At 46.7% G+C, this 21,175-nt stretch carries 17 protein-coding genes; 7 read left to right on the plus strand and 10 right to left on the minus strand.

Annotated features, from left to right (window positions below):
• Positions 1-117 precede the first annotated feature (117 nt).
• The 3 genes from O59_RS15140 to O59_RS15150 form a co-directional block, all read right to left on the minus strand.
• Positions 118-954: a lytic transglycosylase domain-containing protein gene (locus tag O59_RS15140; RefSeq protein WP_232283097.1), complete on the minus strand. Its 837-nt coding sequence runs from the start codon at positions 952-954 to the stop codon at positions 118-120.
• Positions 955-1,123: 169 nt separating this feature from the next.
• On the minus strand, positions 1,124-1,525 hold the full coding sequence (locus O59_RS15145) for an SMI1/KNR4 family protein (RefSeq protein WP_040393049.1): 402 nt from the start codon (positions 1,523-1,525) through the stop codon (positions 1,124-1,126).
• Positions 1,526-1,589: 64 nt separating this feature from the next.
• Positions 1,590-3,989, minus strand: a complete 2,400-nt coding sequence (locus O59_RS15150) for a DNA polymerase II (RefSeq protein ID WP_007644258.1) — start codon at positions 3,987-3,989, stop codon at positions 1,590-1,592.
• Between the two features lie 278 nt (positions 3,990-4,267).
• On the opposite strand from O59_RS15150, the gene O59_RS15155 reads away from it, so the two are divergent.
• The 3 genes from O59_RS15155 (at position 4,268) to O59_RS15165 (ending at position 7,659) form a co-directional block, all read left to right on the plus strand.
• Positions 4,268-5,158: a LysR family transcriptional regulator gene (locus O59_RS15155; RefSeq protein ID WP_007644265.1), complete on the plus strand. Its 891-nt coding sequence runs from the start codon at positions 4,268-4,270 to the stop codon at positions 5,156-5,158.
• A gap of 115 nt (positions 5,159-5,273) precedes the next feature.
• Positions 5,274-6,356 (plus strand): Ldh family oxidoreductase, encoded by a 1,083-nt coding sequence (locus O59_RS15160; RefSeq protein ID WP_007644267.1) that lies wholly within the window; start codon positions 5,274-5,276, stop codon positions 6,354-6,356.
• Between the two features lie 61 nt (positions 6,357-6,417).
• Positions 6,418-7,659: a glycoside hydrolase family 105 protein gene (locus tag O59_RS15165; protein WP_050977080.1), complete on the plus strand. Its 1,242-nt coding sequence runs from the start codon at positions 6,418-6,420 to the stop codon at positions 7,657-7,659.
• On the opposite strand, the gene O59_RS15170 is transcribed toward O59_RS15165, so the two are convergent.
• Together O59_RS15170 and O59_RS15175 are read right to left on the minus strand one after the other, a co-directional pair.
• Positions 7,656-9,020, minus strand: coding sequence for an ABC transporter permease (locus tag O59_RS15170; protein WP_007644273.1), 1,365 nt, complete (start codon positions 9,018-9,020; stop codon positions 7,656-7,658). The genes O59_RS15165 and O59_RS15170 overlap by 4 nt on opposite strands.
• Positions 9,017-9,745 carry an ABC transporter ATP-binding protein gene (locus O59_RS15175; protein ID WP_198284813.1) on the minus strand — a complete coding sequence of 243 codons (729 nt, stop codon included), beginning with the start codon at positions 9,743-9,745 and terminating at the stop codon, positions 9,017-9,019. Before O59_RS15175 ends, O59_RS15170 begins: the two co-directional genes overlap by 4 nt.
• A gap of 161 nt (positions 9,746-9,906) precedes the next feature.
• Here O59_RS15175 and O59_RS15180 point away from each other — a divergent pair, with 161 nt between their 5' ends.
• On the plus strand, positions 9,907-10,536 hold the full coding sequence (locus O59_RS15180) for a DUF3299 domain-containing protein (RefSeq protein ID WP_157152591.1): 630 nt from the start codon (positions 9,907-9,909) through the stop codon (positions 10,534-10,536).
• A 251-nt stretch (positions 10,537-10,787) separates the two neighbouring features.
• Complete coding sequence (locus O59_RS15185) at positions 10,788-11,897, plus strand: GTP-binding protein (RefSeq protein WP_007644276.1); 1,110 nt, start codon at positions 10,788-10,790, stop codon at positions 11,895-11,897.
• An 86-nt stretch (positions 11,898-11,983) separates the two neighbouring features.
• Here the strand turns inward: O59_RS15185 and O59_RS15190 are convergent, their stop codons facing one another.
• Positions 11,984-12,709: an NYN domain-containing protein gene (locus tag O59_RS15190; RefSeq protein ID WP_007644277.1), complete on the minus strand. Its 726-nt coding sequence runs from the start codon at positions 12,707-12,709 to the stop codon at positions 11,984-11,986.
• Between the two features lie 94 nt (positions 12,710-12,803).
• Positions 12,804-13,946, minus strand: coding sequence for a hypothetical protein (locus O59_RS15195; protein ID WP_157152592.1), 1,143 nt, complete (start codon positions 13,944-13,946; stop codon positions 12,804-12,806).
• Positions 13,947-14,446: 500 nt separating this feature from the next.
• Here O59_RS15195 and O59_RS15200 point away from each other — a divergent pair, with 500 nt between their 5' ends.
• Complete coding sequence (locus O59_RS15200; RefSeq protein ID WP_040392851.1) at positions 14,447-15,430, plus strand: DUF1852 domain-containing protein; 984 nt, start codon at positions 14,447-14,449, stop codon at positions 15,428-15,430.
• 105 nt (positions 15,431-15,535) lie between these two features.
• Positions 15,536-16,564, plus strand: a complete 1,029-nt coding sequence (locus O59_RS15205; RefSeq protein ID WP_007644280.1) for a methionine synthase — start codon at positions 15,536-15,538, stop codon at positions 16,562-16,564.
• A gap of 146 nt (positions 16,565-16,710) precedes the next feature.
• Here O59_RS15205 and O59_RS15210 read toward each other — a convergent pair whose 3' ends face one another.
• The 3 genes from O59_RS15210 to O59_RS15220 form a co-directional block, all read right to left on the minus strand.
• Complete coding sequence (locus O59_RS15210; protein ID WP_050977081.1) at positions 16,711-17,418, minus strand: DUF1826 domain-containing protein; 708 nt, start codon at positions 17,416-17,418, stop codon at positions 16,711-16,713.
• A 29-nt stretch (positions 17,419-17,447) separates the two neighbouring features.
• Positions 17,448-18,668, minus strand: a complete 1,221-nt coding sequence (gene zigA / locus O59_RS15215) for a zinc metallochaperone GTPase ZigA (RefSeq protein WP_007644283.1) — start codon at positions 18,666-18,668, stop codon at positions 17,448-17,450.
• Between the two features lie 177 nt (positions 18,669-18,845).
• Complete coding sequence (locus O59_RS15220; RefSeq protein ID WP_232283098.1) at positions 18,846-21,074, minus strand: alpha-glucuronidase family glycosyl hydrolase; 2,229 nt, start codon at positions 21,072-21,074, stop codon at positions 18,846-18,848.
• Between the last annotated feature and the right edge of the window lie 101 nt (positions 21,075-21,175).

Here is a 21,175-nt window from a genome sequence, read left to right on the forward strand (position 1 = left end):
ATACAAACCCTATAGCGGCAAAAACGCGCACTTTTTGAGCAGAAAAATGCAAAAGAATTAGATTTTGTGGTTATAAGCGACAGAAAGCAGAAGCCGGAAAATCTACAGAACGAGTGCCTAGTTACTCGCCAGCGCCAATTGGGTTTTATAGCGCTGATGCAGAATGTTAACGCGGAAAACGTAGGTTTTGGTTTCATCAAACGGAGGCACGCCGCCGTACTTCTCCACATTGCTGGGGCCAGCATTGTAGGCGGCAGTCGCACGGGTGATGTCGCCATTAAAACGTTTGAGTAACCATGCCAAATATTTCACCCCACCATCGATATTTTGCGCGGCGTTGTAGGCATCACTAACTCCCATATCTTTGGCGGTGCCGGGCATTAATTGCATCAAGCCCATGGCGCCCTTGCGGGAACGGGCAAGAGGGTTGAAGTTGGACTCGGCATGAATCACCGCCCGCACCAGTGATGGATCTACCCCATGGCGCGCCGCTGCTTGCGTGATGGAATAGGTAAATTGGGACAAGTACAGGCGGGTAACACGCCAGTCCACTGTCGATAGCGGGTTACAAGCAAAGCAGGAGTTGTAAACAATAACTTGATAATCGGTTTTGCGAGGCTGGCGATCCGAATAAGTCACGGCGCCGTCTTTGCGATACTTAAAAAAAGTCAGTTGCTGGGGTTTATTTGCCTGGGCTGCCGCTTCTCGCTCCAAACGCTCCTGTTCTTGGCGCGCTTTTTCCTCAGCGGCAGTACGCTCGGCAATACGGCGCACATGGGCTTCAACGTCGGTAATGCTGGATTCCTGATGGGCCAGCAGCTTTGCCGCCGAAGGGGTTGGCGCAAGCGAAACCTCATTCAACGGCGAGAGTTCCACCATGCCTGTTTCAGCCAATAGGCAGCCACTGGAGAACCCCAGAAGCAGCACACCTATGACAAAAGCACCCTTACGCACGGCCAACACTCTCTCAGTAATGGAACAGCAACTACACCACACCGGCGTAAACGGCGCCGGGAGGTTAAGTGTAGCTCAGCCAGCGCACAGCAAGTGGCACCAAAAACGATTTCCGTGACCAACTACCACTTGATAAGACTCGCCGTTTTCGGGACACAGGCTTCGGGGCTCAGGACTCAAGCCACACATCGCGTACCCAGTGCCATACCGAGGGCCAAGTTTCGTCGGTTAATTCGCCATCGCGCCAAAACACCACTTCGCCGTCCTGCTCTACGCAATAGTAAGCACCATTCACTTCACACAGCGGCATTAAATAACGCGGCACCCCCTGCTCCCAGGCAACTGCCGTCACCTCGGGCAAATAAGTATGCGAGTAAGGGTCGGCCGCCGTAACCGGCTCAATGGAACCGTAAACCACATCGCTGGCCTCCAACAAAAAGCTGCGCATTTCGCGAGGGATTGGCAGTAATAATTCTTCTTCGATTTCAACCAAGCGGTCTTCATCGGGCAATTCCAGCGGCACAGGGACTGGCTCATTGTGATCGCGCAACAGCTCAAGAACTTCATCGATATCGGAATCGGACTCAGACATATAACTACCTGAAAATGACAAAGGGAGGCGGACTATAGCCCGATCAACCAAACAACGACAACTGGCTTTCCACCAATTGGTTCAGCGACTCATCGCGGAAATGCAAAATGCTGTCAGCGACAGGCGAAAGCTGTTTGTCGATGTAATGCTGATAATTAATCGGGCTTTGTAATAACGACAGGTTTACTTCATAACTGCCTAGTGGCTCGGGGCCGTTGGTGGTGATCACATAACTGATCCAATCACCGCGCCGCAGGGTTTCACCGGTGAGCTGTGCGTATTTGCGTGCGGCCTGCACATGGGGTGGGACATTTTTTTGATATTCATGTAAATGACGGCGCAGGCGTTTGCGATAAATTAATTCCAAATCACGTTTTCCCGCCAAAACCTCTGCCGTCGTACTGCGCACAAAATCAAAATAATCCTCACCATCAAACACTTTGCGGTAAAGCGTCATTTGAAATTCTTTGGCCAATTGTGTCCAATCGGTGCGCACGTTTTCCAACCCTTTAAATACCATCTCGCGCTCGCCATTTATTTCTATCAAACCGGCGTAACGTTTTTTAGTACCCAATTCAGAGCCGCGAATCGTAGGCATTAAAAAGCGCAAGTAATTAGTTTCGTACTGAATTTCCAATGCGCTGTTTATATTGAATTCCGTGCGCAATGTCTCTGCCCACCAGAGGTTCAGCTCTTTCGCCAGACGCTTACCAATAAGGTCACATTGCGACGCTACTTTTGGTGGATAACCCGTGCAATTATTTTCCAGCCACACAAACAGCGAATCAGTATCGCCATAAATAACCGCATACCCCTGCTGCTCAATCCAATCGCGGCTGCGCTGGATAATTTCATGACCGCGCAAGGTAATTGAGCTACATACACGAGGGTCGAAAAAACGGCAGCCGGTGGAGCCCAGCACACCATAAAACGAATTCATAATAATTTTGATGGCGTGGGAGAGCGGCGCATTTTTATGTTGTTTGGCTCGGTCGCGCGCCGCAGAAAGCTGTTCGATCACATTAGGCAGAATATGCCCCTCACGCGCAAAATAAGCCTCGTTAAAACCAGGCACAATGTCTTCATCGCTTAAGTGATTGTGCTGCGCCAACCAAAAGGCACAGGGGTCGATTAAAAACGTTCGTATAATGCTCGGATACAGGCTTTTAAAATCCAGTACCAAAACGTTATCGTAAATACCGGGGCGCGAGTTCATCACATAACCGCCGGGACTAATGACATCAGACTCCAATTCACCCAGATTAGGCGCCACATAACCGCGCCGATGCAAACGCGGCAAATATAAATATTCAAACGCCGCCACCGAACCGCCAATACGATCCAGCAACAAACCCGTCAATTGGCTGCGCTCCAACGCAAACGCCAGCAATTCCTGGCGCTGGAATATTTTCCACACCAACTCGCAGTCGTGCAGATTATATTCGGCCAGTGCGATTTTATCGGTGTTAAACAACTGGGTAATATCACTGCCGCGATCATTACCGCTGATTAATTTACTTTCACCCAATAATTCTTCCGAGATATTTTGCAGCGAATAACTTTCATAGCGATAGTTAGCCGCTTTTAACAGCTCGATACCATCCAGCGCAACGCGACCGGGAATCACCACAAAACTGCGACCGCCGTCATTGGCATCTTCATGGCGCCAATGAATGGATTGGCCTGCGCGACCCAACTGCAACGGCATTTTCAATCGCTGGCACAGTTTTTCCAGTACCAACAAATCAAACTGCACCAGATTCCAACCAATTAAAATATCCGGGTCAAACTCCGCAATCGCCGCGAAAAATTGTTGCAAGCATTCTTTATCGTCGCGACAAAAAATAATCGTGTGATTACTTTCTGGTGCCGCGATACTTTCACCCTCACCGATCATAAACACGGTTTTTGCCGCATCACACCAAATAGCAATGGAATAAAGCTGCTGCGCATCCATCGAGGTTTCTATATCCAGCGACAACATGCGCAACCTTGGTCGCCACAGCGTGTCCTCAACGGGCACAAGGCGCGGGTTGCGCAGTGGTTGTTGGGTAATATCCGGCATATCCAACTGCGCCGCTGCGGTAATAAAACGCTCCATTAAATAGCGCTCAGGCGGGCGAATATCGCTTTCCCAAAAAGCAATATCCTGCTGCCGTAGCAGATCCTGCGCATCGCGCGCGGTGCGGTGCTGTTTGAAATAGAGGGCAACAACTGGCTGATTATGAAAGGTTTTTAATTCCACCTCCGCCATACGCCAGGCGCGCAAGCGGGAAAAAAGCGCAGGCAATTCCGGTGCATGTTTGCGCTCAACAAAAAACACCACCTCTTGCCCGGTAATTTGCGTCCAACAACTCCCCTGCTCAGTCGCCCACCACAAATCCAACACCACACCCTCACGGGTATCGCGCCATTGGCGGGTCAATAAAAAGGCATTAGTCATAAGCGCACAAACAAACTGGTTAAGTAACCAGTATTATCCTGCAAATGACCACAATGAAGCAATCAGGATTAATAGTGCATTTAGATAGGTTGGGCACACGCCCCACATGGATTGGTATGCTGCGAACGGAGATTCATTTAATGTTACGGTTAACCCCAATTATTATTTATAGCCACCTTATCCGAATTGTGGGCAAACAAGAAATAAGTACCTAATCCGTAATCAGTGGGTCAGTTTTAAGTGTAAATTGATCACCATACAAACTATATGAGTAGCACATGGATACATTAGTTGGAGTAAAAACAGTGATCGCGGTAGTGGAGTCTGGCTCATTTACTGCGGCGGCAGAAAAACTGGCGATATCGAAGAGCTTAGTGAGTAAATACATTCACGAAGTTGAGTCGCAATTGAATATTCGCCTGTTTAACCGCAACACTCGCAGAATATCCTTAACTGATGCAGGCAATAATTATTACCAACACGCATTAAAACTTGTAGAGCACTACACCGCCATGATGGAAGATGTGGTCGGCAATGAGGCAAATCCAAAGGGCACATTACGAATAAGTTGTCCCGTAGCTTTTGGTGAGCATGTTATATCAGCGCTGCTACCAGAATTTGCCAAAACCTATCCGGATATCTCGGTAGACCTGCAGTTAAATAATCGTGCGGTGAATATGCTGGAAGAAGGTATAGATGTACGCATTAAGAGCGGGCTTGTAAACGATTCAAATATGATTGCCCGCCATCTTTGTCAGTGGCCTTTAATTTTTTGCGCGGCAGCGCCATTTATTGCTCGCCATGGCCTGCCCGCTACCCCCGAAGCCCTACGCGAACTACCCTGTGTGATTGATAGCAATTTAAAAAACGGTCGCAATTGGATGTTTCTATCTGCTAATGGCGGTCATCAAACCGTTTTGGTTCAATCCAATATTTCGAGCAATAACCCACAAGCTGTGGTGAATATGGTTAAGGCTGGCGGTGGAATTGGGCTGGTCGCACGCGGATCGATAACAACAGAATTGATGAGCGGTGAATTAATTGAGCTACTCCCTGAATACCAATCGTTAACTCTGGATATATTTTTAATTTATCCCCATCGCAAGCATATACCCGCCAAAGTGCAATGTTTTATCGACTTTATGCTGGCAAAATTTGTACAACTGTAAATCTATATGCGATCAACAATGCACAATCCTGCACCGCTTTATTTGCACTGATTACAATCCGTTAACAGTGTGTTTACGCTAGCCCTATTTATCACCCCCCTCCTGCTGAGTTAACGTGCTGCATGCCATTCGCACCAGCGATCGCGAGCGTGAATCTAACAGGGCTCCCTCTATGCACAGCGTTATAAGAGTTAACCACTCGCAGCTTTGCCAAGCGATTTGCCAACGTCTGCAACAGGCGGGGGTAAATACACATCAAGCCAGAATAGAAGCCGAGATCATGGTGGAAGCCGATTTATTGGGCACCCCCTCCCATGGGGTGCGCATGCTGCCTAATTTGCTCGCTGCATTGGCCAGCGGCCAGGTCAGTGCCACAGCCACACCTCATAAAGTGAGTGAGCTAGGAGCCATCAGTATTGTGGACTGTGGTAATGGCACCGGCCGCTACGCCTCAGCCACAGCAATGGATCAAGCTGTAAGCCAAGCCAGCCAATTTGGCGCAGGCGTGTGCCTAGCCAAAAACACTAGTCACTGGGGGCGCGCTCATGCCTATGCCAGTAGAGCAGCGCAACAAGGATTCATCGGGCTTTGCACCACCAACGCTATTCCTACAATGGCAGCTTGGGGCGCAAAAACCAGGGTAATAGGCAACAACCCTATTGCAATTGGTATACCCGGTGTTTCACAGGGGGAGCCTATAGTGCTGGATATGGCCATGAGCCAAGCTGCGGTGGGAAAAATCGCCACCATGCACCGAGAAGGCCAAGCAAATACCGAACACTTGGGCTTGGATCGCCACGGCAAGGCTACAGCCGACCCTGCTGCCATATTAGAAGGTGCGGTAACACCCATGGGACAACATAAAGGAGCTGGCCTAGCCCTAATGTTTGAGTTATTAACAGCAGCATTAGCCGGTGCGCAGTTTGGTTATCAATTAGGTGCAAGCGGCACTAACAGCGTGGATTCCGCCGCAACAAAAATTTTTATTGCGTTAAATATTAATGCTTTTATTGAACCTGACATGTTTAAAAATAAAGTTGCTCAATTACTGCATCAACTTACATCTGAAGCAACGCCATTTAATTACCCGAGCGAACGCGGCTGGAAAGACAAAAAAAACAATCTCATTAATGGTGTGCCACTGCACCAAAAAATTGTAAAAGAGCTGTTAGCCGTAGGTGTGGATATCGCCGCGTGATTGACATGTTCACACAATAACAATTGCCAAATAATCCGAACAATAAACGAAAGGAAATAAAATGTTACGTAAAGCCTTCATAACAGGAATAGCGAGTTTGTTGCTAAGCAGTGCTTGTATTAATTTTTCGAGTGCTACCGCAATACCTAAGCCTGTAGGCACACAAGTGGCCGATGCCATTATTGCGCGCTACCAGCCAACCATTGATGTATTAACCCATCACGGCTGGGACCACTCCAACAGTATTGTTTTACACGGTATAGAGAAGATTTACCTGCACAATAAAAACGCACAGTATCTCGATTATATAAAAAATTATGCTGACGACTATATCAATGCAGATGGAAGTATTAATGGGTTACTGACAACCTTGGATGGTATGCATCCCGGGGTAGTGTGCCTTTTTCTCTATCAACAAACAGGCGAAGACAAATACCGTTTAGCCGCACAGACCATGCGCAATCACTTACTGGGTAGCGATACAAAACCATCTACTTTTAATAAAACTCCTGATGGCGGCTACTGGCATAAAAATGATGCAAAATATAAAAATGTCGTATCGGTAGACGGCCTGTATATGAAGGATCCATTCCTGGTGCGCTATGGTGTTATGTTTAACGAGCCAAACACAATTAATGCAGCGCTTGAACAAGTACTTTTGGTTGCGCAACGCTCGTTTAACATTCGCACCAACCTGGCTTTCCATGCGTGGAGTTACGACAAATCCCCAGTCTGGGCAGACCCCATAACAGGCCAAGCCAACCAGCATTGGTCGCGAGCTTCAGGCTGGTTCGCTATGGCTTTGGTCGATATTTTGGAACACCTACCAAAAGATCATACCGATTATTCAAAAATAACCTACTTATACCAACGCTTGGCGCAAGGTATAAAAGCCGCACAAAACCCAGCCAATGGACTGTGGTATCAAGTACTGGACGCTTATAACCAACCAGATAACTATCCCGAAATAAGTAGCTCGGGCATGATGGTATATGCGCTTCAAAAAGGCGTAGCGTTAAAATTACTGCCGAGTGAATACAGCCTCCTCGCCAAACGCGGTTGGCAAGGCATGCAAACTTATATTAAAACGTACGCCGATGGTGGCCCACAGATTACTTCTGTGGCACCAGGCATGAGTAGTCAAACAGGCTATCAAGCTTACGTGGATATCAAACCCATCAGTGTGCCGAGCACTGAACCCATACAATATTCGCATGGTTATATTGGCGTACTTATGGCTGCGTCAGTAATGGAAACTTTTGAACATTACACTCTGCAACACCTGCCAATACTGATTGATTAATGTTTTAGCAAAAGCCCGTCACTCAACGCGCGACGGCAGGCATTAAATGCAGGTACCAGCGACAACACAACACTGGAAAGTAAAATCGCCAATAAGTAATAACCCTGTTGCGGTGTCATAAAATTCAGTGCGAGTTGAATGCCCCATTCGCTCAACAACCAGGGTTGTAGCGACCAGAGCAAAAATGTGAGTAGTGCGATGGCGAATACTATGGCACTGCTGCAGATGAGCAATACTTCCAAGATTACCAATACAAATAAATACCAGAGGCCTGCGCCGAGCGAGCGGAGAATGGCGAATTCGCGCTGGCGTTGGCTTAAGCCAGCGAGCAGGCTGGTGGTCATACCCAGCAGACCGGCGATAACAACTAACCATGCAATTAAATTAAATGCAGTTTCTACCGAGCCTACCAACTGCCACAACTCCGCTAATGCAAGGCCGGGAATAATGGATTGTAATGGCTCGCCGGTGTATTGATTGATTTGCCGCTGCACAGTGAATGTTGCAGCGCGATTATTTAAGCCGACAAAAATCGCACTTAACGATTGGTCATGCGCATGATGATCGTGATGTTGCTCATCATGTTCTTCATCACTGCTGTGATCATCAGCATGCTCGTGATGCTCCTCTTTATTATGACCATGGTCGTGATCGTGGTCGTCTTGTTTTTGTGCTGTTTGTTGTGATGTTTTTTTCGGTGAAGGAATTTGCACACCTGATTGCCAGTCTTCATGAATCGCGGCCATGCCTTCAAGGGAGATGTAGAGGCTTTTATCGACGGGTGTTCCAGTAGGCGCTAAAACGCCGGTGATAACAAAAGGCGAATCGTCGTGTTTCGCGAGTGAGACTTCGGCAATGCCGTGCGCCAGAACAATTTTATCGCCCAGTTGATAACCCAATTTGCGTGCGACGGCTGCGCCTATCACTACATCGTATTTTCCGGCAAAGGCTTTTCCTACAGCAAAACTCAAGTTTTGTTTTTTGCCATAGGCGTAGTGCGCAAAAAAATCTGGAGTGGTAGCAACTACACGGTGACTTTTGTGTGAATCGCCCATGGCCAGCGGAATTGCCCATTTCACCTGGCTGTGTTTGGTCAACTCTTCATAGGTTTGCCAGCGAATACTGTGAGTGCTGCTGCCCATATGAAATACGGAATACAACAATAAATTCAACGCGCCACCGCGTGCACCCACAATTAAATCGGTTCCCGACAGCGTATTGTTAAAACTCTCTTTCACCTGCGTACGCAAGTGATTAATACCGAGCACCAACAGAATTCCAATGGTGAGTGAAAGAATGGTGAGCAATACAGTCCCACGGCGATTGACTAAACTTTTACCGGCAAGGCGCAAGCGCATCATACTTGCACCTCGTTTGCGCTTGCTGCAACGATTGAATCGGCGCGAAAGGCTTGCATATTAAGTACACTATCAAAGCGCGGCAGAAGTTGTTGATCGTGGCTGACAAAAACCAAACAGGTTTTTTCATCCAACAATTCAAATAACAAACCCATAAATTCTTCACGCAAATCTGCATCCAGTGCAGAGGTGGGTTCGTCAGCAATAATAATGCGCGGGCTACCCAATAGCGCTCGGGCGAGTGCAACACGCTGTTGCTGCCCGACACTGAGTTGATGGGCTTGTTGTTGTGCAACATGGGCGATTCCCAAGCGCTCCAGCAATACCGGAATTTGCGCGAAGGCAGCCTGTTGTTGATCGCGCGGTAAAAACTCGATGCGCATACGCAAGTTATCCGCACAATTGAGATAGGGAATTAAATTGAATTGCTGAAAAATAATACCCATGTGCTGCGCGCGAAATTGGTCGCGCTGGCGATTACTCAATCTCGTCACATCAGTACCCAGCAGATGGATACTGCCCGCGCGCGGCAAAACCACGCCCGCCATCAAATTCAGTAGCGTACTTTTGCCAGAGCCAGAGGCACCGTGCAAAAATAGTTTTTCACCGGGTGCGATGCGCAAATCATCGATCACCAGAAAAGGCGAATCCTGTTTACGCCATGCGTATTGGACGGACTGTAACGAAATTGCAGTGTTGCTCATGCTGTTATTCATGTTGTTTTTCATGCTGCTTTTCATAAATAGGGCTTGTATGATTGCGCAATTAATCCTGCCGATGCAGGTGTGATGGTACTGTGAGACACCTAATGATGAAACTTTATCCCACAACACTCTATTCGCTTTGCTCGAATTTTCTTTCTCTTGCCTCGTATTTTTTTGTGCTAACAATGATGTTTTTCGCTACTGCCGTTTACGCAGTGCCCGAGCATCTTATGCGCCCTGCCGTGACCGTTGAGTGGACAGAATTACTACCCGACGAAGATTTACGCTTGCTGGAATCCATTCCGCAAGTGGATCACGAATCAATGAGTGAGGACGAGCTAGCGCTAGACTCACCGATGGAAGGACTCAACAGCAACACCTCGGCATTTGAAGACCAGGTTGCCAATGCCATTGCCGAGTCAAAACAAGCAATCGCCGATGAAAAGAAATACGGCCGCGATTGGCGCGACGCACTCAAATCCACCAAAGTGCGCCCGGAATTTAATAACAAACGCATTCGCATTGCGGGTTACATAGTGCCCATCGAATACGACGATAACCAGGTCATCACCGAGTTTTTTCTAGTGCCTTACTTCGGCGCCTGCATCCATGTTCCGCCGCCACCGCCCAACCAATTAATTTACGTTAAACACCCCAAGGGCTTTCAATTGCCCGACCTCTATACCCCCTTTTGGGTTGATGGCACTGTGGTGATAGAAACCCAGGAAAACGAACTCGGGTTATCGGCCTATTCAATGCGCAATGTCAAACTCACTCGCTATGAGGAACCGGAAGAACCGGAGTTTTTGAATTAACGGCTTTGCCTTAGTCCTGACTCCAGATCCCGCCAGCAATTCACGAACCTCGCCACCCATAGAGAAATAAGCAGTCGCTTGATAGCTACTTAACAACCATTAGTGTTATGTTATAACAACATGAAGGATGTTATCAATTTTAGCGACCAACCAACTGCAGCCGAATATTGGTGTAAGTGTGACCGCGAATGCATATGCCTGTCGTGGGTTTACACCATGCAATGAGCCAGCGCGCCAAGAGACTAGGACTAATGACTGCTGATGAACGCATACCCATTTATTTGTTAACAGGATTTTTAGGCAGCGGTAAAACCACGCTATTAAATTCACTGGTTAAACAACCGGGCATGGAGCGCACATTAATTTTAATTAATGAATTTGGTGAAGTCGGCCTTGATCATTTATTAGTGAGCCACTCCACGGAAGATATAGTAGTGGAGCTGGATAGCGGTTGCCTGTGCTGCACCACGCGCGGCGATTTTGCCAAAACCCTGCGTGATATTCCCTGGCGTTATTCGCGCGAGGGAAAACGTTCGTTTGATCGCGTCATTATCGAAACCACTGGCCTCGCCGACCCGACATCGGTTATTCACACCTTAATGACGGATCATTCCATTTATCTGCAATTTCGTTTGCAGGGCGTAGTGACCACGGTGGACGCAGTGAATGGCGAAGCAACTCTCGAACGCCATATTGAATCATGCAAACAAGTTGGTGTTGCCGATTTATTGCTGGTGACAAAAACCGACTTAATGGACGATGAGAATAAGACGGATAATTTTTTGCAGCAACTCTGTGAGCTTAACCCCACTGCGCAGGTGCAAGTCGCGCAAAACGGAAGCATCGCCGCCGAGGTTATTCTGCAATTGGATCACATCGAACCCATGGACTCCGCAACGCCGCTCAACCAATGGCTCAACATCACCTCCTTTTCCATTCAACCCACCACCAAAACCCGTTGGGCATTTCGCGAATTAACAACCGCGAGCACAACCCAAAACGATATCAATCGCCACAACGACCATATTCAAGCGCAGTGTTTTGTATTTGACACGCCCTTTACCGAAGCAAGTTTGGATATGTGGCTGGAAATAATTACCAAATTAATGGGGCAAAATTTACTACGTTTAAAAGGCATCATTAACGTACAAGGCTTCACTGGCCCCGTGGTAATCCACGGCGTACAACACATCTTCCACCCCGCTGCACTGTTGCCGGAATGGCCAGATGAAGATCGCCGCACAAAATTAGTATTTATTACCTACGACACACCACGGGAATTAATAGAACGAACGTTTGATTTATTTTTAGTGGCAGCAGCGGATAAGTCGGATGTGGTGACGCAACCAGAAAATGTGTGAGGTGTAGCCTGTATGGAGCCTAGCGGAATACGGGGGTGGATTTATTAAAAAACCCGCATGTTGTGGAGTGTCATGCGGGTTATTCATTATTTCCGATTATCTTTTATATACATGGCATTCCCACCATTACGCATTTCCACATCGAACAACTCACTTGCTCGAACCAAATCGCCCAGTTTTTTGTAGCCGTAATTAATGGATGAGAAAGAACTATTATTGGAAATATATTGGCCAACCCTACCCATTTGCGACCAACCGTCATCATCTGAAGTCTGCTCAGCGGCGGTTCTCAACAACTTGACCAGCACAGTATCTTTACGTAGCTCGTTCTTGCTCTTTTTGATTTGAGCTGGCTCACTGGTTTTTTCTTCCGGCTCCAACAACAGGTTTTCAGTGAATACAAATAAGGAGCAGGAATCCACAAAAGGCTGCGGCGTTTTCTTCTCACCAAAACCGTATACGGGCATTCCACTTTCCAATATGCGCAGCACCAAAGGAGTGAAGTCACTATCACTTGTCATGAGCGCGAAGGCATCGACTGTTTTGCTATGCAATAGATCCATTGCGTCAATAATCATCGCAGAATCGGTAGCATTTTTTCCTTTGGTATAAGCAAATTGCTGCATTGGCCTAATCGCATTAGGGTGCAGCTTTGTTACCCAGCCAGACAATGATGGGCTATTCCAATCACCATGCGCATGTCGCACATTAACCATGCCGTATTTAGCAAGCTCTGCTAACACACCTTCGATAGAATTATGACTGACATTATCGCAGTCGATTAGCAAAGCTATTTTTTTGGTTTCGGGCATTTGGATTCCTTTTTAAAAATAGAGATTCTTGGGTATTTTAAACTTCGCCTAATTATTTTCTGTCAATGCTGGGTATGATCTCCCAACCTTCGGACTATTTAAATTCAAAATTAACAACACTGGCCAAATACGAAAACCCCTCTTCTCCTTCAAAAATTTTTCTACAGTCTTCACCTCTAGCAGTTGCAGTAAGCCTTTCACTTCCTGATTTGCTAATATACTTAATAATTACACTATCTGATTTGGTGATTATCCAAAGCTGATAAACAAATTGCGATGCATGGATCCCTCGCGGCATAGCCTCCTCGAATGTCACATCGACAAGCTCCGCATATGCCATATCCTCACGGATACTTAGATCAACCACTTCGAAACCTTGAGAAGCCGCCCCCACACAAAATTGAAATTGTTCATCTAGATCCTTTCGTTTGAAACCTTTACAGTGAGAAATCAAATTGTCTGCATGATCTAAAAAGAATATCGTGTGCGATGTGCGGATAGCCGAATAAACCAAAAAAATCGAATTTGCAACGTCCATTAGCTCTTGTCTTTCGAGTTTAATAACGTGTTGATTTTTTACTCCATATCTACAAACAATTAATGACTGCTCTGTGTCAATTGAAAGATGCTGAGCAATATTTCTCCACTGATTAAGCGGCACCAACCATGGACTTAAGGTGAATATATCAACACTTCCGAGCATTTCACTTAGTTTTTTTACTACTTCACCTAAACTCAACGCAGCAATTTCAGAATGTGACACATTTTTATCCTGTGCAAAGAAAGCTATATGAAGCAATTCCTTTAGGTAAACCTGAAAGGTACCTTCAATTAAACCACCAATATTTCTCAACAATTCATAAGCATACTCATCAATTGGTAAATCACCCTTATTGTGCTCAAATTTTAAAGCGTTCCAATAAAGGGACAGCGCCTTACCAATCTGCTCCTCCCATTGCGAACAAACTTCAGCACAAATATTTTTATCTTTCGACAAAAGTTCTCGACGAATCATCATGCTTTTATCGTATATTTCAGAGGCACATCTATTCATTCTCACCTTAGTAATATTCACTGATTCTGCAGCAAGTAAATCTATGCCATATCGATCAAGAACAGTTGGATTGTCAAACTCTGGCTCAAGCCGCTGGAGAATACCCCCTTTTATTTCTTCTTTTGAATATCCTGCTTCATAGGCTTGCAGCAACGGGCTGAAAACCCTTACCCCGTTTAACACTCTTTTATTCCCAGATTCCAATTCGAAGCTCCCCTCTAAGTTAGAACGATTGTACAGCCCTAAAAAAACTCTATTTAGACAGCTAAATACTCGGATATATGTGGTCCTGCCTAACAATTCCTCTTGCTACGACTCGTCCCCACAGGATATCTATCCACCTAAATACGCATTCCAACAGACAGACACCATCCAAAGGAAATGCACTTCCGCCCACAGGTTTTTCGAGAGAATAGCAAAACGAGAAACAACATAGCGAATGGACTTTTCGGCTATTCGATGGTGGGAAATACTCGAGATGGGTGCCCGCGTTCGCGAGTATGACGGGGTATGAGGCTTTCAAAGTCGCCCTTTTCTGCTCGCATTAGCCACAATATGAATAAAATTCACATTTTCATGAATTTATATCGTTTTTATTCACTTTGACATTCCAGTATAAAGACAACCTGTATTTAACCAGAGCCAACTTTACCCTTGCCTCTTCATCAGGTTGCAACATCACCATGAACAACGATTTTACGTTTAGCATCAAAAGCATTTGTTTCGATGAGAACTATCATCCGGCAGACAATACGCGTGCCACTACCAACTTTGCCAATTTGGCGAGGGGTAATAGCCGGCAAGAAAACTTACGCAATGCGCTGAAGATGATTGACAATCGTTTTAATGCCTTGGCGCATTGGGATAACCCCAAAGGGGATCGTTATTCGCTTGAACTTGAGATTATTTCTGTGGAAATGGATCTTGATCGCGAGGGTAATGGTGACCCCTTCCCGGCGATTGAAGTTTTGAAAACCACTATTCTGGATCGCTACAACAACAAACGTATTGAAGGCATTGTGGGGAATAATTTTTCCTCTTATGTGCGCGATTATGATTTTAGTGTGCTGCTGTTAGAGCACAACAAAAACCAACCGACATTCACTATTCCCGATAATTTTGGCGATTTGCACGGCAAGCTCTTTCAGAGTTTTGTGAACTCGACTACCTACAAAGCGCATTTTAATAAACCACCAGTGATCTGCCTGAGTGTTTCTGATAATAAAACTTATCGGCGCACTGAAAACCAGCACCCGGTGCTGGGCGTTGAATATCAGCCAAATGAATCATCGCTGACGGAGCAGTATTTCAAAAAGATGGGCTTGGCGGTTCGCTATTTTATGCCACCCAATAGCGTTGCGCCGCTTGCCTTTTATTTCTTTGGGGATCTGCTGGTTGATTACACCAACCTTGAATTGATCAGCACCATTAGCACTATGGAAACTTTCCAGAAGATTTATCGACCTGAAATTTATAACGCCAATGCGGTAGCGGGAGCCTATTACAAACCCAATTTAAAAAATCAGGATTATTCATTAACCAAAGTGGTTTATGACCGCGAGGAGCGCAGCAGATTGGCGATTGAACAGGGGAAATTTGCTGAAAAACAATTCATCAAACCCTACCAGAGCATTCTTGAGCAATGGTCTGCCAAGTACGCGTTTTAATTAGCCATGCTGTTGATTTTTTTGGATACCCGCGTTCGCGGGTATGACGGGAAGTGAATATTTCAGAACTTCCCAAAACCATTCATATAAACAAGATCATTCACTATGAAAACATTATTGCCCACATCCACCGCTGGCAGCTTACCCAAGCCTTCCTGGCTTGCACAACCTGAGACACTTTGGTCACCCTGGAAATTGCAAGGTGATGAACTACTGGAAGGCAAACAGGATGCGTTGCGTTTGTCATTGCAAGAACAACAACAGGCAGGGATTGATATTGTTGGTGATGGCGAGCAATCGCGCCAACACTTTGTGACGACGTTTATTGAGCACCTGAGCGGTGTTGATTTTGCGCAGCGCGAAACCGTTAGAATTCGCAATCGCTATGATGCGAGCGTACCGACGATTGTTGGTGATGTGTCGCGCCAGAAGCCGGTTTTTGTTGAAGATGCCAAGTTTCTGCGTAAGCAAACCACGCAACCCATTAAATGGGCCCTGCCCGGCCCCATGACGATGATTGATACACTTTACGATGGACACTACAAAAGCCGCGAAAAACTGGCTTGGGAATTCGCCAAAATTCTCAACCAGGAAGCGAAAGAATTAGAAGCGGCAGGCGTTGATATTATTCAGTTTGATGAACCTGCTTTTAATGTGTTTTTTGATGAGGTGAATGACTGGGGCATTGCCACATTAGAAAGAGCGCTTGAAGGCCTTAAGTGTGAAACTGCCGTACATATTTGTTATGGATACGGCATAAAAGCCAATACCGAATGGAAAAAAACGCTGGGTTCTGAGTGGCGACAATACGAAGAAATTTTTCCCAAATTGCAAAAATCCAACATCGATATCATCTCGCTGGAATGCCATAACTCGCGCGTACCAATGGAACTACTTGAACTGATCCGAGGAAAAAAAGTGATGGTCGGTGCAATTGACGCAGCAACCAACACCATTGAAACACCCGAGGAAGTCGCCAATACCCTGCGTAAAGCCCTGCAATTTGTAGACGCCGACAAACTCTGCCCCTGCACCAACTGCGGCATGGCGCCTTTATCCCGCCAAGTCGCTCTCGGCAAACTGAAAGCCTTAAGCGCAGGTGCGGAAATTGTGCGCAGGGAACTCGCGCGCTGAGAAAAAGAGGAGAGAGAAATAATTGGTAGGTTGGGCAGCCATGCCCAACATCTTGGAATCAAACTATATTGTTGGGCATGGCTGCCCAACCCACGTTATACGCACTATTAATCCGCCCAGCAGTTAAAATGTTTGGGCACCGCTTTTTACAGGTGCTCGATTAAATCACAGGTCACCACCAATCGTTTTGGCTGTTGAGTGGTCGGCGCTGGTGAGCGGTGAATAATTCCTCTTCCTTCATTCCCTTCCCACAACTCGCCTTTGAATAAAGCCACATCACCCGCTGCCATGCGTTGGATGTGGCGTTCACTCGCAGTGATCGCACCGGGTGTATTGATTTGGCTGGCAAACGCAGTGCCCAATGCGACGCGGTTGGATAATTGATCGGGCAGCCATTCGGTGGCCAAACCGTAATAGGTGGTGATTAAACGAATGGCGACATTATCTGTATGGAAACGCGGGCACATGGCGTGTTCGAGAGTATTGATGCGCAGGCCGAGAATTTTTGCATCGAACAAACAGGCAAACATATCCAACACTTGATGGATATCCGCATAAAACGCCGCCGCCCTAATACAAGAACTTTGTTCGCCAATTAATGCAGGTGGAAAGAATGCAAGCGGAAATACCCGTTGGATTTCTTCCATCAGTTGTTCGGGCGAACCCGATAATTTCAGTGCAATAGTTTTTGGTTTGCGCAGCAGCTCATTCAAATAAGAGTCGACATCTTGCTGCAATTGGCGCTGCCAAATCGCAATGCTGATGGCATCCTCATAAATGCGCGCGAGCACGGCGGGATCTTGATCGATTGCCCAATCATCACCCGCTGTTTCTGATTGCAACATGACACTCATATCCGGCTCCTTAATTAATAGGAATAAGCTTAGTGCGCGTGACCTTGCGTCCAAGTCGGAAACGGATCGGGTAATGTTTTCCAAAAATCCTGGCCTTTTAACACTTCCTCTTCAGTGAGCAAACACTGATCTAGCTGCGCGGTGACAAATTCTTTGTCCAGATTTTGGCCGATAAATACCAACTCCTGACGCATATCGCCAAAAGGTTCCACCCACTTTTCCATAATGTAATTTACCTGCTCTTCATCTTCCGGCCATTGCTCTTTGGGGATAGCTTTCCAGAACATTCCCGCAGCGCCATGTTGCGCAATACCACCCGCCTGACTCCACTGCCCTGCCCATTGCGGGCGTGATGCAAGCCAAAAAAAACCTTTTGAACGCAGCAACTTTCCTTTTACGGCTGGACTGGAGAAAAACTCATAAATTTTTTCCGGATGAAACGGGCGGCGCGCATGATAGGAAAAACTGCTGATACCATATTCTTCTGTTTCCGGTGTGTGCTGGCCGCGCATTTCTTTTAGCCAACCGGGCGCTTGCTGGGCTTTTTCAAAATTAAACTTTCCGGTGTTGAGCACTTTGTCGAGCGGTACGTTGCCACGCTCGACGGGAATAATTTCGGTATCGGGATTCAGCTTGGTTAAAATCGCGTAGAGTTCAGCAAGTTTTTCTTTTGAAATTAAATCGGTTTTGCTGATTAACAACACGTCGCAAAATTCAATTTGATCAACGAGTAAATCCGCCACGTTGCGTTCGTCTTCTTCGCCGAGGCTTTCACCGGTTTCTTGCAGCGAGAGCGCATCGTAATAATCATTTAAAAAATTCACCGCATCGACAACGGTAACCATAGTATCCAGCCGCGCGACTTGCGAGAGGCTCTGGCCGTCTTCATCCTCAAAGGTAAAGGTTTCGGCAATCGGCAAAGGCTCGGAAATACCGGTAGATTCAATTACCAGATAATCAAAACGCCCTTCTTTTGCCATGCGCGTCACTTCGACCAGCAAATCCTCACGCAGTGTGCAGCAGATGCAGCCATTGCTCATCTCGACTAACTTTTCTTCGGCACGATTCAATTCCACCTGATTTTGGATCAACGACGAGTCGATATTTACTTCGCTCATGTCGTTCACTATCACGGCGACGCGGCGGTTTTCGCGATTATTCAGAATATGGTTGAGCAGCGTAGTTTTACCGGCCCCTAAAAAGCCGGATAAGACGGTAACAGGTAGCACGGTAACGGGAGGTAATGCCATAGGTTTAGCCCACAAAGAAACGTTATAATATAACATTATCAACAAAAGATAGGCCGATGACAAGCATGAGAGGAGCGATGATCTAATTTAAGTAAGCGAGGGCTCAGGAAAGCCCTGTGCTCGAAAGCGTAAGCTATGAGCACAGGTATAACAGGCGGGAAGATTTAACGACTTAAATTACTTGAGAACCCGGCTCGAACTTGCCGGATGCCATGGTTCAGGTACATAACGAGTGCGTGCAAGGGTTTTGTAATATTCCAAATCATGTTTGGGTTTTTCATAACCGGCGGGGATCGCTTTGCCGGAGTAGGTTTGGAAATAGAGTACACAGGAGTCGCGCCAGATGATTGCATCGCGCTCTTGCACTTTTAATAGGGCTTTCACTTGCGCAAAGCGCGCGGGGTCAACGTAGGCTTCTTGTGCATCCCACGCGGTTTGCATCGCGCGCACTTGCTCTACGCCTTCGTAGTATTTGTGCACTAACTCTTCCCACAGTGTGCGACCGGATTTCATTTTGTGATCCCAACTGACATGGTGGAACCAGAGCAACAATTCCTCCGGTACTGCATTTACATCGCCATAAATTTTTGCCAAAGGTGCCGGGTATTGCGCGATAGCATTGGAGCCGGTGTTGGTGCGGTTAAAACCCAAACCGTCTTTTGCGGCGCGGTGATAATAAATAGCTGTCCAATCCGGGCGCTCAGAATTTTCCGTCCAGGGTGCAGGACCGTAGTGATCACCTTGTGAATAGAGGTGAGTCAGCCCTAAAGGCGAGCGGTAATTCACACCGGCTTCGCGTGAGACCATCATCAGCTCTTTCATTGGGTCGATAAATTTTTGCTCGTTAGAGAAGGTCATGCGCAACCATTCTTCTGCGGCAGATTCAGCAGAAATATTATGATCCCACGCCATGCGCCCGAAGGCATACCAGCTAGATTGCACGAACGGATGACCCGTCCAATTGCGGTCAGTACCGGGGTTAATTACTGCCGCCATACCGGTGCGCTTGGTGTTAAATACTTTTCCTTCCAAAATATTGCCGATGGTTGAGCCTTCACCTTTTACATAGGTTTCGGTGCGCAACGATTCTTCAAACAATGGGCCTTGATAAGCAAGGTGCGTGGCAAAACCAAAATATTCTTGTGTGACCTGGAATTCCATCATCATGTTGGTTTTTTCCATCGCGGAAAATAATGCGGAATAAGGTTCGCGCGGCTGGAAATCGATGGGGCCATTTTTGACTTGCAGGATGACGTTGTCTGCAAATTTGCCATCGAGTGGTTTGAATTCATCGTAAGAGCCGCGAAAGCGGTCACCAATGTCCGGGCTGTACACAAACGCGCGCCAAAACACCACACCACCAAAAGGTTTTAGCGCAGCGGCGAGCATATTTGCACCGTCAGCGTGATTGCGGTTGTAATCCTGCGGGCCAGGTTGACCTTCAGAATTCGCTTTTACCAAATAACCACCAAAATCCGGGATATATTTATAAACTCTGGCGGTGCGTTCTTTCCACCATTGTTGCACGCGCGGATCGAGCGGATCGGCAGTTTCCAAATCACCAAAGGCGCGCGGTGAATTGTAGTTAATTGATAAATACATTTTTATGCCGTAGGGGCGAAATACGTCGGCCAGCGCGGCAATTTTTTCTAAAAATTGATCGCTCAAAATGCGCGGGTCGGCATTCACATTATTCAACACTGTGCCGTTAATACCGAGCGAGGCGTTGATGCGCGCGTAGTCTTCATAACGTTCAGATTTATAGCCGGGCAAAGTCCCCCAATCCCACAGCGATAACCCGGCATAACCACGCTCAACCACGCGATTTAAATTATCCCAATGATTGACTACGCGGTGCTGCAATTTGGGTGCACTGCGAATGTTCAGGTTATCCAGCGATTGCTGTGTTTGCAGCAAGCGTAAAAAATGAAAACTGCCGTAGAGCACACCCACATCGGTATTGGCTGCAATCACCAGCGCAGCACGGTTATTAATTTTTTGCTCGGCAATTAAATAACCTTCATCACCCAACGCCGCGAGTTCATTATTCAGTCCGAGCGCTGCAATCAGTGTAGAGTTATTGGGGGTTCCAATCACCAGCGCATTTTTCGCGGGATTTTTAGTGGCGCTAGCAATAGGTTTTGCTAACAAACCACTCAAGCCGCGCTGTAATTCTGCAGCAGCTTTTTGCATAGTTACCGAGTCGCCCTGCACCACAACCTGGGTGATTTTTTTGCGATAGGTTTTGAGTTGTTGCTCATTGCTAATTGGCTGATAGCGCAGCCACATTTCATAACCGTCCTCCGCATACGCATTACTAACGGCCAATAGGGGTAATAAGAAAAACAACCAACCGTACTTATTGATATAGAGATTGATATAGGTATTGATACAGGTTTTAAACACTTCCACACCCCTCGTAAACGTTTCTTAATTTGCTGTCTCAGCATTTGCTGCGTATCTTATAGTCATCTAAAATATAACACTGGTATACAAGAACACCAAAC

Source organism: Cellvibrio sp. BR (genome assembly GCF_000263355.1).
Lineage (GTDB): Bacteria > Pseudomonadota > Gammaproteobacteria > Pseudomonadales > Cellvibrionaceae > Cellvibrio.